Annotated in this window: 12 protein-coding genes; 6 read left to right on the top strand and 6 right to left on the bottom strand. The window is 64.2% G+C overall.

Annotation, left to right across the window (positions count from 1 at the left end):
* Window positions 1-28 precede the first annotated feature (28 nt).
* The gene (locus AC07NV_RS16765) at window positions 29-2,023 is read left to right on the top strand and encodes an alpha/beta hydrolase family protein (protein ID WP_495167521.1); all 1,995 of its coding nucleotides are present in this window, start codon (window positions 29-31) and stop codon (window positions 2,021-2,023) included.
* Window positions 2,020-3,318, top strand: a complete 1,299-nt coding sequence (locus tag AC07NV_RS16760) for a spinster family MFS transporter (RefSeq protein WP_495167520.1) — start codon at window positions 2,020-2,022, stop codon at window positions 3,316-3,318. Before AC07NV_RS16765 ends, AC07NV_RS16760 begins: the two co-directional genes overlap by 4 nt.
* A 16-nt stretch (window positions 3,319-3,334) precedes the next feature.
* Here AC07NV_RS16760 and AC07NV_RS16755 read toward each other — a convergent pair whose 3' ends face one another.
* The 6 genes from AC07NV_RS16755 to AC07NV_RS16730 form a co-directional block, all read right to left on the bottom strand.
* Window positions 3,335-4,045: a GntR family transcriptional regulator gene (locus tag AC07NV_RS16755; protein ID WP_495167519.1), complete on the bottom strand. Its 711-nt coding sequence runs from the start codon at window positions 4,043-4,045 to the stop codon at window positions 3,335-3,337.
* Window positions 4,046-4,102: 57 nt separating this feature from the next.
* Window positions 4,103-5,299, bottom strand: coding sequence for an acetylornithine deacetylase (gene argE / locus AC07NV_RS16750; protein ID WP_495167518.1), 1,197 nt, complete (start codon window positions 5,297-5,299; stop codon window positions 4,103-4,105).
* 605 nt (window positions 5,300-5,904) lie between these two features.
* The gene (locus AC07NV_RS16745; protein ID WP_495167517.1) at window positions 5,905-7,401 is read right to left on the bottom strand and encodes a SulP family inorganic anion transporter; all 1,497 of its coding nucleotides are present in this window, start codon (window positions 7,399-7,401) and stop codon (window positions 5,905-5,907) included.
* A gap of 5 nt (window positions 7,402-7,406) precedes the next feature.
* Entirely contained in the window at window positions 7,407-8,102 is a 696-nt protein-coding gene (locus AC07NV_RS16740; RefSeq protein WP_495167516.1) for a carbonic anhydrase, read from the bottom strand.
* A 98-nt stretch (window positions 8,103-8,200) separates the two neighbouring features.
* Window positions 8,201-9,538, bottom strand: a complete 1,338-nt coding sequence (locus AC07NV_RS16735) for an ATP-binding protein (protein ID WP_495167515.1) — start codon at window positions 9,536-9,538, stop codon at window positions 8,201-8,203.
* A complete protein-coding gene (locus tag AC07NV_RS16730) occupies window positions 9,538-10,245 on the bottom strand; it encodes a response regulator transcription factor (RefSeq protein ID WP_495167654.1) in 708 nt (235 codons plus the stop codon). Before AC07NV_RS16730 ends, AC07NV_RS16735 begins: the two co-directional genes overlap by 1 nt.
* 388 nt (window positions 10,246-10,633) lie before the next feature.
* Between AC07NV_RS16730 and AC07NV_RS16725 the strand changes: the two genes are divergently transcribed.
* From AC07NV_RS16725 to AC07NV_RS16710, 4 genes are all read left to right on the top strand, one after another.
* Complete coding sequence (locus tag AC07NV_RS16725; protein ID WP_495167514.1) at window positions 10,634-11,170, top strand: hypothetical protein; 537 nt, start codon at window positions 10,634-10,636, stop codon at window positions 11,168-11,170.
* 334 nt (window positions 11,171-11,504) lie between these two features.
* A complete protein-coding gene (locus AC07NV_RS16720; protein WP_495167513.1) occupies window positions 11,505-11,864 on the top strand; it encodes a hypothetical protein in 360 nt (119 codons plus the stop codon).
* A gap of 305 nt (window positions 11,865-12,169) precedes the next feature.
* Window positions 12,170-13,510 carry a spinster family MFS transporter gene (locus tag AC07NV_RS16715; RefSeq protein WP_495167512.1) on the top strand — a complete coding sequence of 447 codons (1,341 nt, stop codon included), beginning with the start codon at window positions 12,170-12,172 and terminating at the stop codon, window positions 13,508-13,510.
* Window positions 13,511-13,573: 63 nt separating this feature from the next.
* Window positions 13,574-16,252: a TonB-dependent receptor gene (locus tag AC07NV_RS16710; protein ID WP_495167511.1), complete on the top strand. Its 2,679-nt coding sequence runs from the start codon at window positions 13,574-13,576 to the stop codon at window positions 16,250-16,252.
* Window positions 16,253-16,458: the final 206 nt, after the last annotated feature.

Here is a 16,458-nt window from a genome sequence, read left to right as displayed (position 1 = left end):
TCCGGCCCCCTTTTCAAAAGGTTTGCCCGTGACCTCCCCGGATAAAATCCCCTCCTCCCCCGCAACCGATCCGGTCGAAGCCCGGGTCCGCGACTATTTCGAGCGCCTCTATCGCCCCGGCGCCGCGCAGTTCCATGGCATCGTCCATGTCGCGGCCAATCCGGCGAGCGGCGTGATCGCCTTCTCGGGCCCGATGATGCGCGCCGGCGGCGGCTTTCCGGTCACGCGCATCGGCCTTCTCGCCCCCGACGGCGCGGTCACGCTCCTCGGCAGCGATGCGGCGAACGACAGTCAGCCGAAATGGTCGCCCGACGGCGCCCGGCTCGCCTTTCTGTCCGACCGCGATCATGGCGCGGGCAATTTCCAGCTGATGATCGCATCGGCCGACGCGCCCGATGCCGCCGCCGCGCCCGCGCCCATCGCCGGTGAGGCCATCGAGAGCTTCGTCTGGGCGGCCGACAGCCGCCATATCCTGCTTCAGAGCGCCGACGCCGGCGCCGATGCCGCCGGATCAGCCGCAACCGCGCGGATCGGCGGCGGCGCCAGCGAGCGCCCCTCGTGGATGCCGACCGTCGAGACGGGCGGCCACGACGGCCTGTGGCGCCATGCGCATATCCTCGACACCGAAAGCGGCGTACTCGCGCGCGTCGGTGCCGAAGGCCAGAATGTCTGGGAGGCCGACTGGTGCGGCCCCGATGCCGTCGTCGCGGTCGTCTCGGCCAGCCCGACCGAGGGCGGCTGGTACCAGACCGAAATCGCGATCGCCCCGGCTGCGGGCGGCGCGTTCGAGCGTTTTGCCGCGCCCGAAGTCGAGATCGCAGGCGTGACCGCCTCGCCCGATGGCAAGACGATCGCGGCGATCGAGGGACGCTTCCACCGCACCGTCCAGCTCGGCTCGCTCATCCTCTACGACCGCGCGACCGGCGCGGCGCGCGAACCCGATGTGGGCGCGCAGGTTTCGGCGCTCGTCTGGCGCGATGCGAACCGCCTCTTCTTCGCCGGCTTCGCCGCGCCCGGGTCGGTCGCGGGGACGCTCGATATCGCAAGCAACACCGTCGCGATCGAATGGCGCGCATCGGGCACGGCGGGCCGCAAGGTGCCCTATGCAATCCCCGAAGGACGCGATGCGGTTCTCGTCCCCGGCCATGCCTTCGACCGCTATCCCTATCTCGCGCGCTCGGATGCCGCGGGCGAACAGATGCTGCTAGACCTTACCCCGCCCGATCTCGCGCCCATTCAGGCGCGGATGAAACCCGCCGAGGTCGTGCGCTGGCACGGCCGCGACGGGCTCGAAATCCTCGGCTATCTCGCGATGCCCGAGGGGGTCGAGCGCCCGCCGCTGGTCGCCTTCATCCACGGCGGCCCTTCGCACCTGTTCCGCGACAGCTGGAGCTTCGACAACCCGCTCGCGGCGTTGCTCGTCAGTGCGGGCTATGCCGTGCTCTTTCCCAATCCGCGCGGCAGTTCGGGGCGCGGGCTCGATTTCGCGAGCCGCGTGATCGACGACATGGCGGGCGAGGATGCGCACGATATTTTGGCGGGCGTCGATCATGTGATCGCCCATCATCCGGTCGACGGCAGCCGGCTGTTCGTCACCGGGGGCAGCTATGGCGGCTTCATGACCACATGGCTCGTCGGCCAGACGGGGCGCTTTCAGGCCGCGTGCGCGATCGCGCCGCTGACCGACATGCGCAGCCAGTATTTCACCGCGCATCATCCCGAATTCCTGTCACTTTATTCCGGCGGCGATCCCTATGACGTCGGCGGCGTCTTCGACCAGCGGAGCCCGCTGGCGCATGCGAACAAGGTGACGACCCCGACGCTGCTGATCGCGGGCGAGATGGACAAGACCACGCCGTCGGCACAGGCGGTGCAGTTCCACCACGCGCTCGTCCTCGGCGACGTGCCGACCGAACTGGTTCTCTATCCCGAAGAGGGCCACGCCGCCGCGCGCTACGAGGCGCAGATTGATCAGGGAACCCGCGTGCTGCGCTGGTTCGCGCAATGGGAAGGTCGCAATTGAGTACGCCCCCTCTCCCCGCCGCCACGCAGGGCGGCGGCGCGGCGCATCTCTACACCCCCTCGCGGCGCTGGACCTTCCTCGCGATCCTGTTCCTCGTCGGTGCCTCAAGCTCGGTCGACCGCGTCGTCATCTCGGTGTTGCTCGAACCGATCAAGCACGAATTCCAGGTTTCCGACACGCAGCTCGGCCTGCTGAGCGGCCTCTCCTTCGCCTTGCTCTATTCGGCGTTCGGGCTGCCGATCGCGCGCTTTGCCGATCGCGGCAATCGCAAGAAACTGATCGCGGTCGCGATCTCGGTGTGGAGCCTGATGACCGTGCTCTGCGCCGCAGCGGCCAGCTTCTGGCAGCTGCTGCTCGCGCGCATCGGCGTCGGGGTGGGAGAGGCCGGCGCGACCCCGCCCGCACAGTCGCTGATCGTCGATTATTTCCCGACCGCGCAGCGCGCCCGCGCCATCGGCATCTTCGCGACATCGGGAACGGTCGGTTATCTGATCGGCCTGTCGGCGGGATCGCAGCTCGTCGCCGCCTATGGCTGGCGCGCGACCCTCGTCGCCTTCGGCCTGCCCGGGCTGCTGATCGCTGCGCTCGTTTACTGGGTGCTCGACGAGCCGCGCCAGCGCGCCGATGCCGCGGTGCGGCGCGGCAGCAGCGAGGATTTTCGTACCTCGGTCGGGCGCCTCGCCGGAAAACGATCGTTCGTGTTGATGCTCGCGGGCTTTACCCTCTATCATTTCGCCGCCTATGGCTCGCTCGTTTTCGTGCCCTCCTATCTTGTGCGGGTGATCGAAAGCCCGATCGAACAGGCGGGACTTTACTACGGCGCGACCTCGGCGTTTGCAGTGCTGATCGGCAGCCTCGCCGGCGGCGCGATCCAGGATGCGCTGTCGCGGCGCGATCCGCGCTGGATCGTCCGCTTCCCCGCGATCGCCTTTGGCCTCGCGGCGGTGCCCAATTGCGCGATGTTCCTGATCGACGACCTTCCCACCTTTCTGGTCGTCAGCACGATTGGCGGCATCCTGCTCTACGCCGCCCTGCCCGCGGCTTTCGCCGCGATCCACGCAGTGTGCGGCAGCGCGCGCCGCGCGACCGCGATCGCGGTCGTCCTCTTCTTCGGGAATCTGCTCGGTTTCGGACTTGGCCCAGTGATCACCGGCGCGCTCAGCGATCATTTCAGCGCGATCCATGGCCCCGAAGGCCTGCGCTATGCGCTGATCATCGTCATGGCGCTGACCGTTCCGACCGCATATTTCTTCTACCGCGCAAGCGGCAAGGTCGCGGAGGATCTGGAGGATTGAGGCTGGTGGCCGCGGCTCAGCCGCGGCCGGACAGCGAGAAATCGGCGGTGCTGGAACCGGCGATAAAGGCCTTCATCCGCTCGCGAAACTCGTCCGAATGTTCATAGACGAGCCGCTCGGCCTCGACCGCATCGCCGCGGCGGATCGCATCGATCATCTGGTTATGCTGATCGATGACATCCGAATAGCTCAGCAGCGCCGCGCCATTCTGGCGAAAGGCGAGCAGCGACAGGCGCATCACGCCGCGCAGCATCTTCGAGCAGTCGGCGGCAAGATATTTGTTTCCGCACGCCTGATTGATCGCATCGTGAAACGCCCAGTTCGCCTCGACGATCTGCCGTGGGTCGCGCGTTTCGCTCGCGACCGCAAACTCCCGGTTGCGCTGTTCGAGCAGGTCGAGATGGTGCGGCTGCCGCCGCAGGGCGGCCCAGCGCGTCGTCGCGCGCTCGTAAAGCTCGAGCGCTTCGAGGACCTGCGGCACCTGATCGAGGTCGAGCGGCGCGACGCGCGCGCCGCGGTTCGGCGCCAGAACGACCAGGCTGTCGGACGCGAGCCGGATCAGCGCCTCGCGGATCGGCGTGCGCGAAACGCCCAATTCGCGGCTGAACTGGACCTCGTCCAGTTCGGTGTTCGGCGGCAGGTCGAGATTCAATATCTGCTCGCGCAGCAGCGAATAGACCTTCTGCCCCGAAGACTGACGGGCGATCTCGTCGCCTATGTCGACCACCTCGGTTGATTCGGCGACTTTTGCGGATTTGGTTCGGGCTGCGCACATCGCCGATCTCTACTCTGCATGGGTGATCGCAATCAACCTCGACATGAACCGCGCGCCCGCCTCGATTTGCGCAATCTCGATAAATTCGTCGGGGCGATGCGCCTGCATGATCGAACCCGGGCCGCAAATCACCGTCGATACGCCGGCCGTCTGGAACTGCCCCGCCTCGGCGCCATAGGATACCGCGCCCGGGAGGGTCTCGACTTCGCTCAGCATCGCGGCAAAATGTTCGGCGACCCCGTCTTCCTCGCGGCGCAGCGGCGGCACCTGCGCGATCGGGTGGACCATAACGCCGGTTTCCCCGCCCTCCCGCTTCAGGTGCGTCCGCGCCTCCTCGACCGCCGCCCAGAAGGGGGCGAGCACGACATCGATGTCGCGATCGGGCACCGTGCGCAGGTCGAAGGTGAAGCGGCATTCGCGGGCGAGGATATTCGCCGCCGTGCCGCCATGGATCGTCCCCACGGTCAGCGTGGACCAGGGCGGGTCGAAGCGCGCGTCGCGATGATCCGTGCGCTCGCTTTCGGCGATCCGTCCGAGCACCGCCAATATCTCGATCGCGACCATGTTCGCCGAGACGCCCTCATGCACCAGGCTCGAATGCGCCTCGCGCCCGGTGACGACGACTTCATAGAGGTGAATGCCCTTGTGGCTGTTGATGATCGCCATGTCGGTCGGCTCGCCGACGATCGCCGCCACGGGGCGATGCCCCTCGGCTACCAGCGCGTCGATCAGGTCGGGCGCGCCGAGGCAGCCGATCTCCTCGTCATAGGAAAAGGCGAGATGGACCGGACGCGTCATCGTCGAGGGCGAAAGATAGGGCACCGCCGCGAGCGCCAGCGCGATGAAGCTTTTCATGTCGGCGGTGCCGCGCCCATAGAGCCGCCCCTCATGCTCGACGAGGGTGAAGGGGTCACGGCTCCATGGCTGGCCTTCGACCGGAACGACGTCGGTATGCCCCGACAGCACAATTCCCCGCGCGCCCACAGGGCCGATCGTCGCGAGCAAATTCGCCTTGCTGCCGTCGGCGTTCGCGATCCGCCGCGCGGTGACGCCATGCCCCGCCAGATAGGTCTCGACATAAGCGATCAGCGCAAGGTTCGAACCCGAAGAGGTGGTGTCGAACGCGATCAGGCGCCCGAGGATGTCGATCGCCGACGCCGCGAGCGCCGGGGCAAGATTGTCGTCGCTGCGCGGCGCACCGGTCATCGACCCCGCCCCTTCGGACCCGCCAACGACGCGAAAGACCGCCGCACGCTTCTCGTCCGCGCGCGCCGTTCAAAACCCTCTTGCATGAAAACCCCTGTTGCGGATGCCGACGATAAATCAGTGTATACATATTGTATTTTTATTGTCGGCAGTCAACAGCGTTTGCGCTCAAGGAGATGGGCGATATTCGCCGACGGGGCTATCCACCCCCAGCACGGCCATGATCGGTTCGAACGTATAGCGGGGAACTCTCGCGCCTATTATGCTGTGCGAGTAGAAAGCCTCACAAACCCCGTGCGCGACTTCCTCCACCAACGCGCGCGAGGTCGAGACGAGGTCGAGTTCGACCTCATCCAATTCATCGGCGTCGAACGCTCCGCTGGCAGGTTCAAGCGGGATTTGGGGCTGAATTTATCCAGCGACGCAAGGAGCGCTGTCGCATGGCCATGGCTTGATAGCGACGATAGTCCGTTGCGCGAAAGATGATGATCCTCCGCACGCAGTCCAAGAACTCGGGACGCGCTCGAAGCGGCCGCCTGTCGAAATCATCGGGCAAATGCCAAGCCAGACGAAAGGAGGCCGCACCGATGGTGCGGCCTCCTGTGTTATGTCAACAGGGCAGCGAGGCGGCCCCGCGCGCCGTGAACCTCGACCTCGCTTCCCCGCGACCGACGGCGCTGCCACCATTCGGAAAGCAATTCGGCGCAGCTATGGTCGATCGATCGGAGGCCGGCGAGATTCATGCGAACGCGCCGATCGACAGGCAACGCGTCGAGAGCAGATGACAATTTCGGCAGCGAGACGAAGCTCGCCACGCCGGCGAGCCGGAGTTCATGGCCATGGTCATGCTCCGTCTGGTCGACCTCCAGCTTGAGCCGCTTCATGTTGGGGACGATCTCGATCAACGACAATGCCAGACCAACGAGAACGCCGGTCAAGAGATCAGTTGCAACGACCATTACAAGCGTCGCCGTCCAGATCACGGCCGGTAGCGGGCCATGGGCCTTGAGGAGATGACGCACGTGGCGCAGGCTGACCAGTTTCCAGCCGGTGACGACAAGGATGCCGCCGAGGGCTGCCATGGGAATCTGACGCAATAGCCAGGGCAGCGCCACAACCAGAGCGAGGATCCAGACGCCGTGCAATACCGCCGACATTCGCGTCACCGCCCCCGCCTGGACGTTGGCCGAGCTACGGACGATCACGCCGGTCATCGGCAGCGCGCCGGCGGCGCCGCACAGGAGATTTCCGACGCCCTGCGCACGCAGTTCCTTGTTATAGTCGGTGCGTGCGCCGTCGTGCATCCGGTCGACCGCCGCGGCCGACAGAAGCGTTTCCGCGCTGGCGATGAAGGCGATCGCGATCGCCGTCGCCATCAGGGTCGGGGTCAACATGGCGCTGAGGCCTGCCATGGTCGGCGGCGTGATCGCAGCGGTGATCGATTCGGGAACATCGACGCGCGCCACGTCGAGGCCGGCGAAAGATGCGATCAGCGTGGCGAGGACGACCCCGATCAATGCACCGGGCAACAGACGCAGCGAAGCGGGCCGGAGCTTGTCCCACAACAGGGTGCAACCGATGGCAACCAGACCGATAAGCAGCGCGGGCACAGCCGGACCGTCGAGGCCCAGAACGCGACCGGGAATCGCGACCAGATTTTCCAGTCCACTGGCGAGCGGCCGGGCGTCGAACAGCACATGGAACTGACCGACGACGATCAGCACGCCGATACCCGCGAGCATCCCGTGGACGACCGCGGGTGAGATGGCACGGAACCAGCCGCCCAGTTTCATCACACCAGCCAGAAACTGGATCAGGCCGGCGACGACGAGGATCGGCCCGAGTGCCGCGAGGCCGTGACGCTGGACAATTTCGAAGACGATAACCGCGAGGCCTGCGGCGGGGCCGCTGACCTGCAGCGGGGATCCCGCGAGCAGGCCAACGACCATTCCGCCGATGATACCGGTGATCAGCCCCTTTTCGGGCGGCACGCCCGATGCGATTGCGATCCCCATGCACAGGGGCATCGCGACAAGGAACACGACAACCGACGCGGTTATGTCCCGCGCAAGCCAGTTCGACGGCAACTGCGAAGCGGTCATCGAATTCACTCCGCCGCGACCAGCGGCTGCGTGTCGGCGGCGCGCCGTGGTCCGGCGGCGAGCGCCACCGGCAAGGGGCGATCGTCGCGCATCGGCACGAAACGGCCGGTGTTGCCGTCGAGGCCCAGCACCGCGCCAGCGTGGATGTCGACGAACCAGCCGTGCAGCGCAATCTCGCCGCGCGCGACGCCCAACGCCACCGACGGGTGGGTGCGCAGATGCGCGATCTGGGCGACGATATTCTCCATCGCGACGATCCGCACGCGTTGGTGGTCTTCGGCTTCGGGATAGCCTTCCGCGGCGACACGCTGTGCGGCGTGCGAGTGCCGCAGCCACGCCGCGACATTGGGCATGGTGTCGAGGCTTTCAGGATGCACCAGCGCCTTCATCGCTCCGCAATCCGAATGACCGCAGACGATGATGTCGCGCACGCCGAGCGCGAGCACTGCATATTCCACCGTCGAAGAAACCCCGCCATTTGCGGTGGCGAAGGGCGGCACGATATTGCCGGCATTGCGGCAGACGAACAGGTCGCCGGGCTGCGCCTGCATGATATGTTCGGGAACCACGCGTGAATCGGCGCACGAAATCATCAACGCCTTGGGGCTCTGGCCGTCGGCGGCCAATTTCGCGTAAAGGTCCAGGTTGCGGGGGAAAACCTGTTTTTCAAAATGGAAGACGCGGCCAATCAGCTCGTTCATTCCGATACTCCTTCGCTGGGGGAGGGACAAAGTCCCGACCGATGGAAGGCGGCAGATAGGTGGCCTCGATTGCTGCGGCGCAGCATCGATGTAAGGAATTATTGCTGGCGCCGCACGGGGTTGACCGTTCGGGATCGGGGCAATGCGATCTCGGCACGCAGGCCTCCTTCGGCCCGATTGGACAGGGTGAGCATGCCGGCTTCCCGCTCTACCATCCGCGAAACGATAGCCAGCCCCAGACCCAGCCCCTTGGTGTTGCGGGTGCGCGCGGCGTCGAGCCGGACGAAAGGCTGCAGCACGTCGAGGAGCGCGTCGGCGGGAATCCCCGGACCGTTATCCTCGACGCGGAGTATGATATTTTCCGGCTCGCTGGCCAGACTGAGCTGCACATCTTCGCCATAGTGAATGGCGTTCTCGATCAGGTTGCCGACCGCCCGTTTGAAGGCGCCGGGCCGAAGCGTGGCAACCAGATGATCCGGTCCCAGATAGTGTATTCGGTGGCCGCGATCGGTCATGTCGTCGATCAATGTCATGACGAGGACGGCGAGATCGACCCGTATCGACGCTTCGGAATCCGCATCGCCGCCGAGATAGGCGAGGACCGAGGCGATCATCTCCTCCATCTCCGAAATGTCACGTTCGGAAGAGAGGCGCAGATCGGCATCACTCGATCCGTCGAGGCGGAGTTGGAGCCGCGCGAGCGGCGTGCGCAGATCGTGGCCGACGGCGGCGAGCGCCTGCGTGCGATCCGCGATCATCCGGCCAATCTGATCCTGCATCTGATTGAAGGCGCGGATCAAATGGCGAACTTCGTTCGTTCCTTCCTCGCGAACGACAATGCGTTCGCCCTGCCCCATACTCTCGATCGCGCCGCTGAGCGTCTTCAGCGGCCGCAGCGTTTGCCGAACGAGCAGACCGCCCAGCACGGCGAAAGCTATGGCCGGTATCAATGCCAGGATGATCCGATTGAACTGCAAGCCCCAGCCGGTAACGAGGCCGTGCATCTTGAAATGCACCCAAGTGCCGTCCGCCAGGATGATCTGGCCGGCGACGCTATCGTTGCGGACAGGTGAAGCCAGCTGCAATTGCAATCCGGCACTGGCGAGCGACGGCTCCCATTCCACGACCTGATCGCGCATCTGCCGCAACTCGGCGGAAAGCATGTGGCGCTCCGGCGCCGATCGCTGCCAGTGGACCTCGTAGCGATCCGTCGAAAGATAGCTCGTAATCGCAGGGCGCTCCGCCTGCGGCCGTTCGTCGACCAGGCGCTCCACGATCACCAGATGCTCGGCCAGTCGCCGTGCCTCATCCTCCTTTATCGAAAACTCGCCGGCGCGTTCATAAAGAAGGGTGCTGACGGCAAACTCCATCATCACCGTCAGCAGGATGATCCCGACGATGCGACCGATTAATCCGAGCGATGGACGCGCAACCATCAGATCCGGTTGACGCTGGCATTCAGCATATAGCCCACACCCCGCACGGTGATGAATGGCGCCGGCCGTTCATCATCCGCCAGCTTGCGGCGCAGCCGGCTGACGAGAACATCGATACTGCGGTCCGACGAATCGCCGATGCGAGCGCGTGACAATTCGATCAGCCGCTCGCGCGCAATCACGCGCAAGGGATGGCTCAAAAAGCTGGCGAGCAAATCAAACTCGGCGCCGGTAAGCGGGATCATTGCGCCATCGCGCGAGAACAGCTGGCGGCGGGCGAAATCCACCGTCAGTCCGTCGAACTCGGCACAATTGGACGGCACGGCACGGCGCTCCTCCACCACGCCACGGCGCAACACGGCACGGATGCGAGCTATCAGTTCGCGCGTGCCGAACGGCTTGGCCAGATAGTCATCTGCGCCCAGTTCAAGGCCCACGACACGGTCGGTTTCGCTGGCCCGTGCGCTGATGAAGATGATCGGCACGCTACTACGTTGCCGGATCATCTTGCACAGATCGATGCCGCTGGTCCCGGGCAGCATGATGTCGAGCAGGATCAGATCGATCGGGCCGGCGTCGAACGTCGCCCACATCTCGGCAGCCGTCGCGGCTGGGCGGACGATATAGCCATTTTCCTGGAGCGCGCGGGCGGTAAGCGTCCTGAGCGGCGGATCGTCCTCGACGAGGAGGACGGATGGAGCGGTCATGGCAGGTTGAGGGAAGGAGGAGGAGGTGAGCGAGGGGGGACTGGAAAGCATCAGCGGCACGTAGGTGGCGATTACCGCCCGTCAATGCCACGCACACCACTCGTCGCGGAATAGCAACGCGTTATCGTCAGAGAAACAAATAGAAACAAACCGCGCGACGGCATGACGACATCCCGGGCAGCCCAGCAATACTTCGTCACATTGGCGACAACTCGCTGCATGGTTCGGCCGGTATCGGCCCTGTCGTGGCGGTCCCCCGCCACAGGATTTGAGCATTCGAGGAGTCCGGTTCGTGCGTTTTCCCATCCTGATCCTTGGCCTTGCGGCTGCGACGCTAGCCTCACCCGCTGCGGCAAATGCGCCTGCCGTGCCGAGGCAACTCGCAAAGATGGATGCCGAAGCATTTCGCTCCGCTGCCAAGATCGACGACGACGATTTGGAATTCGCAACAATCATCTCGACCCGCAACGGTTTTCGTAAGGAATGGCGGGTCAATGGCTCGACTTGGGTCGACAGTCATGTCGAGGCCCATATCGACAGACGCACCGGCGATGTCCGGTTCGAAGTGCACCAGGCGCTGCGCTACCTGGGCTCACAGCGTCTATATGACATGGTCCACTTCGCGGATCGCGATGGCAAACTCGTGGCGCAGCCGCTGGATCGCGCACTGCGCGGCGACGACAGCATGTGCCCGAATAGCGAGTTCAACGGCGATTGTTCGCTAACGATGAAGCTGGTCTTCTCGGTCGACGAGACCCAACTCAGGGCCGCCATGAGCCGTACCGAAGGCTGGGACCTCAAGTTCAAGGGACAGCCCGATGGAAAGGGCGACCTCCGGATCCGGATCGTTCCGGCCGAGATCGAAGGGCTGTTGCTGGCCGTCGACGACTATCAGGCGACCTTGTCGGCCCGGGCCAGCGATTGACACCCAAGCCTTCCCGGCAAAACCAACATCCGAGCTTGAACGGCATGCGGGATTAGCCCCCTGACAATGAAGTGGCTGTCGGTCGAGGCCGTCTAACCAAATGGTCGCCTTCACGCCGTCGAGATCGACGACGCTTCTGCTGTTACCGAAGCGCTTTTCAACATGATCGTCGCAGATATTCTGCGCCATGGCACCTTCTGCCGGAAAGATTGACGTACGATCAAGCCCGCGCAGCAAACACGCGTCCCGTGGCGGCAGTCAGCATCCTTGGCGGACCTAGCTTCTGCCCTCCTCCGCTCTATAGGAGCGACGCGGTCGAGTTTTGGAGAGAGTGATGAACAATTCGCCAAAGGCGTGGGATGGGGAGCAGGTCCGGACATGGCTGGAGCGCCGGTTCGAGGCGTCGAAGCTGGATCAGGCAGCAGCCGACAGGCGCGGGTATGACGCGCAGGACGATTATGACAAGGCCGCCGCCGAGGAATGGGTCTGCCGTGCATTGATGGGAGCGCCTTGTACGAACGAGCAAGCCGCGTTCGCCGGGCGTCTCAAGGAACTAACCGGTCAGGAAGAATATCAGGCAACGGGCGTCTACGACGACAGGCGGTTCCAGCGCCATGTTCGCGGTCAGCTCAGAAAATTGGCAAAAATGACCAAGGCAAATGAGGGGTTCGAAAAGACACTGCGCTATCAGTGAGCGCCCCGCGACGGAGCTTATGACTTCCACCGGTTATCGCCAGCCAACTGTCAATTTCGAGCGCGCGCTTCTGTTATTGGCCGCGTTCGAACGGCCTGCTTTGGAGAAGGAAAGGAAGATAGGCGGCCTTCACCAATGCCGTCTCCATTGTGACTGCCAGCGCTGAGGCGTGAAATCGCCGAAGCACCGGCCCGCGGCCCCCAAATGGTAATGGCCGGATGATGCCCGGCGGCGCATCGGCCCCTTGAAATGATCGCTGAAAGGCGAGGCCCGGGACCATCGATGCCCGGGAATCAGGGGGGCATATGCACGAACAGCGTAGCGAAGCTGGCACGTCACTGACGGGAAGGCAGGCGCATTTCGCGCTGGCGATATTCCTTCTCGCTTATGTCCTCTCCTTCGTCGATCGCCAGATATTGAGCCTGATGGTCGATCCGATCCGCCGCGATCTGGGGATCAGCGATCTGCAGATCGGGCTGCTCCAGGGCGCAGCCTTTGCGTTGCTCTATGCCGTGCTGGGCGTACCCATCGGGATGCTCGCCGATCGCCTGGTCCGCAAGCGTATCATCGCTTTGGGCGTGGCGTTCTGGAGCGTCGCGACCGGGCTCTGCGGCTTTGCCGGCAGCTATACGGCATTGTTCCTCGCGCGCATGGGGGTTGGTCTTGGCGAGGCGGCGCTGTCGCCGACCGCGCATTCCTTTCTGAGCGACGCCTTTCCGCCCGCGCGGCTCGCGCGTGCGATGGCGATCTATTCACTCGGCATCACGCTGGGCGGGGGGGCGGCGTTCATGATCGGCGGCAGCGTCATCGATCTGGTCGCGCGGGGCGGAGCGACCACGCTGCCGCTGCTCGGCACGCTCAAATCCTGGCAGCTCGCCTTTCTGATCGTGGCGCTGCCCGGATTGCTGATCGCACCGCTTGTCATGCTGGTCACCGAACCGCGCCGCCGCGGCGCGGTGTTGGCGCATGATATCGCGCCCGATCGCCCGACGCTCGCCACAGTGCTGCACTATGTGACATCCAACTGGCGCGCTTTCGTGCCGATCTACTTCACCTCGTCACTGCTGGGTATTCTCGGCTATAGCATGATGAGCTGGTATCCGACGCTGCTCATCCGTTCCTTCGGCCTCTCGCCGGGGGAAGCGGGCCATTATGTCGGGCTGATCTATCTCCTTCTCGGCAGCGCGGGCTCGATCACCGGCGGACTGCTCGCCGAAAGGCTGGCGGCGTGCGGCCGGCACGACGCGAATCTGCGCGTCGTGGCAATCGTGTCGGGTGCGGTGGTTCTGCCGGCGGTCGCGGCACCGTTGATGGACAGCCTGCCCGCGATGCTGCTGCTCTTCGCGCCCGCGACCTTCCTGCAGAGCGGATTTTTCGGCGCGTCGACCGCGGCGATACAGTTGACGACGCCCAACAAGATGCGCGCGACCAACGCCGCGCTCTTCCTGCTTGCCAACAACTTGGTCGGCCTGTCGCTCGGCGCCGCGATCGTGCCGCTGATCGATCACCTGTTCTTTGCCGGGGACAATCTCGGCGCTGCGCTCGCGGTCATCGCGGGCGTCGTTTGCCCACTCAGCCTGATGCTCGCGCGCTGGGGGCTCGCGCCATACCGCGCGCTCGTCGTCAAAAACATCGCGGCATCCTGAATTCCGCAAAAGGGCGCCCGCCCTCCCCACCGGTCTCGATCAACTTCAACAGGGAGAAACAATATGAGAATTAATACTCGGCGCCGTGCCGCCTTGTGCGGATGCGCGTTGGCGCTGGTGCATGCAGCGCCAACGCTTGCACAGGATACCGTAGCGACGGCAACCTCCGCCCCCGGAGAAGCGGCCCCCGAAGAAGGCGACGATATCGTCGTCACCGGCTCGTTGATCCGCCAGTCTTCGATCCCCTCCCCGGTCGATGTCATCGATGCCGGCCAAATCGCGACACGCGGAATTTCCAATCCCGCCGAACTGGTGCGCGCACTTCCCGCCAATGCAGGTTCCGAAGCACAGGTTGATCAGCTCAATCAGCCACTGACGTCGGGGACCGCTCAGTTCAACCTGCGCAATCTCGGGCTGGGCTCGACACTCGTGCTGCTCAATGGCCGCCGGCAGACGCTGAGTGCAGTGGCCGCAACCGACGGCAGCACCTTTGTCGACATCAACTCGCTCGTCCCGTTGATCGCGCTCCAGCGCGTCGAAATCGTCAAGGACGGCGCGGCGGCGACCTATGGCTCGGACGCAGTGGCGGGCGTCGTCAACTTCATCACGCGCAGCCATGTCGAGCGCCCCGAAATCTCTGCACGCTATCTCAGCATGGATGGCGCCTACCAGCTCACGGTCCAGGGCATTGCGGGCTTCGACCTCGCGGGCGGCGACCTGATACTCGCAGCATCCTATTTTTCGAGCAGCCGCCTCGGCACCAATGAGCGCAGCTTTTCGCGTGCCAGCACCTTCGGGCGTCCGTCCTGGCATTCGGTTTCAAGCTTCGGGCAGCCAGGCTCCTATTTCGTTCCGGGCCTCGGCCGCTTCGCGCCCGACCCCGCCTGCACCAATCCGGCCTTCCCGGACAGCTATCGCAATTCGCCGGCCGACAATTTCTGCCGCTACGACTTCTCGGAATCCTTCGATCTTCTGCCCACCGAGCGGCGCGCACAATTCTACGGGTCATACGAAGTGGACCTAGCCGATACGGTCAAGCTCAACCTCGAGGCCGCCTATACAAACACCTTCTCCAAGGTGCGCGCATCGCCATCTTTCCCGATCCTGACGGTATCGCCTCTGGTTCCGGCCACACATCCCGACAATCCGTTCGGGGAAGCCGTCCGCTTCCGCGGCCGCCTCCTCGGCAGCAACTATGGCCCGTCAATCTCGACGTTCAAATATGACACGTTCCGCGTGGCAGCCGGGCTCGAAGGCAAATTTTCCTTCGGCTGGAACTGGAACATCGATGCCGGCTATAGCCAGCAGAACGTACAATATGACAAGCCCGATACGCGGGCGACGGCGCTCCAGAATGCGCTCAATGGCCTTGGTGGCGCGGGCTGCAATCCGGCCACCGGCACGCCCGGCGTCGGCCCCTGCCAATATTATAACCCGTTCGGTTCAGCGCAATTGGGCACGGGCACCGCGAACAGCCAGGCGCTGATCGACAGCCTCATCGGCCTGACGAACCTGCGGGGCAAGGCATCGCTTGTCACAATTGAGGGGGTGACCACGGGCGATCTCTTCGATTGGGCCGGCGGCACCGTCGCCGGGGCCGTCGGCGCACAATATCGCCGCAACCATTTCCGTCACGACTGGGGCGACGATGTCAATGCGGGCGAGCTCATCACCCTCGGCCAGGCGCCTGATTTTTCGGGCAATCAGGAAACCGTGTCGGTCTTTGGCGAGGTCAAGGTGCCGTTCGGCGAGATGCTCGAGCTTCAGCTTTCGGGACGGTACGAGAAATATATCGACAGCTTCGGCAATTTCAGCCCCAAGGCGGCGCTGCTCTTCCGCCCCTTCGACGCGCTGTCGCTCCGCGCTTCCTATGGCAAGGCGTTCCGTGCGCCTTCGATCTACCAGCTTGTCGCCGTACAGGCAGGCCAGCCCTCGGTGAGCGACGGCGGCACCTTCGTCTTCGCCAACACCCAGACCTTCGGCAATCCGGATCTGAAGCCCGAAAAGTCCGACAGCTACAATATCGGCGCAACACTCAAACCGCTTCAGGGTCTCGAGTTCAACGTCGATTTCTATGGCTTCGACTATTCGAACCTGATCGTGAAAGAGAATCCGCAGCCGATCATCGACCAGGCGCGGGCAGACACCGCAGCCGGCCTCGTCGGCACGCCCGCACAGCTCAAGGTGACGCGCGACACGCTCGGCAATCTCCAGCTCGTCAAGCTCGACTTCATCAACGCCTCTTCGGTCAAGACCGAAGGCATCGACGTGTCGGGCCGCTATCGTTTCGGGACGGGAATCGGCGAGTTCGAAGCCAACGCCGCCTGGACGCATATCCGCAATTATCGCGTCCGCCTGTCGCCGGGCGGCCCGGTGATCGACGGCGCGGGCAGCGTCAACTTCAACAACCTCGGCCGCTCGCTCCCACGTAACCGCGTCGAGTTCGGGCTGGGCTGGACGCTCGAGAACCATCAGCTTCAGGCGTTCGGCCATTATGTCAGCGGCTATAACAATGATCGCTCCGGCATCACCGATCGCTCGATCAAGGCACAGACGACCTTCGACATGCAATACAACCTGACGCTCGAAAGTCTGCTGGGGTCCCCCACCAAGCTGACGCTGGGCGCGATCAACCTCACTGACAAAAAGCCGCCCGTTGCACAGCTCAACCTCGGCTTCGATCCCATCGTTCACGACCCCCGCGGACGTGTACTCTATATAGGCGTAAGTCAGGGCTTCTGACGGCAAGATGTGTCCGGAGACGGCCGATACGGCCGGCTCCGGACCGCTTCCGGGCGCGAATAGCGCCATTGGTGATCGGTGAGCTTTCGACACGAAGGGGACAGGACGACAGCGTCACCGATCGATAGCCAACAAAAAAAGTTCAGCCTCCCCAACCAAAGATATTGCCGATCCAGCCCGCCAGCTGGTGGAATTCATTCGCTCTC

It is taken from the genome of Sphingopyxis sp. GW821-FHT10B01 (assembly GCF_059415685.1).
This window is presented reverse-complemented; position numbering and strand designations above follow the sequence as displayed.

Coding starts and splice junctions, on each gene's coding strand:
- AC07NV_RS16745 (WP_495167517.1), bottom strand. CDS start 7,401: ATGACCGCTTCGCAGTTGCCGTCGAACTGGCTTGCGCGGGACATAACC.
- AC07NV_RS16720 (WP_495167513.1), top strand. CDS start 11,505: ATGAACAATTCGCCAAAGGCGTGGGATGGGGAGCAGGTCCGGACATGG.
- AC07NV_RS16735 (WP_495167515.1), bottom strand. CDS start 9,538: ATGGTTGCGCGTCCATCGCTCGGATTAATCGGTCGCATCGTCGGGATC.
- AC07NV_RS16740 (WP_495167516.1), bottom strand. CDS start 8,102: ATGAACGAGCTGATTGGCCGCGTCTTCCATTTTGAAAAACAGGTTTTC.
- AC07NV_RS16725 (WP_495167514.1), top strand. CDS start 10,634: ATGGATGCCGAAGCATTTCGCTCCGCTGCCAAGATCGACGACGACGAT.
- AC07NV_RS16710 (WP_495167511.1), top strand. CDS start 13,574: ATGAGAATTAATACTCGGCGCCGTGCCGCCTTGTGCGGATGCGCGTTG.
- AC07NV_RS16730 (WP_495167654.1), bottom strand. CDS start 10,245: ATGACCGCTCCATCCGTCCTCCTCGTCGAGGACGATCCGCCGCTCAGG.
- AC07NV_RS16715 (WP_495167512.1), top strand. CDS start 12,170: ATGCACGAACAGCGTAGCGAAGCTGGCACGTCACTGACGGGAAGGCAG.
- argE (WP_495167518.1), bottom strand. CDS start 5,299: ATGACCGGTGCGCCGCGCAGCGACGACAATCTTGCCCCGGCGCTCGCG.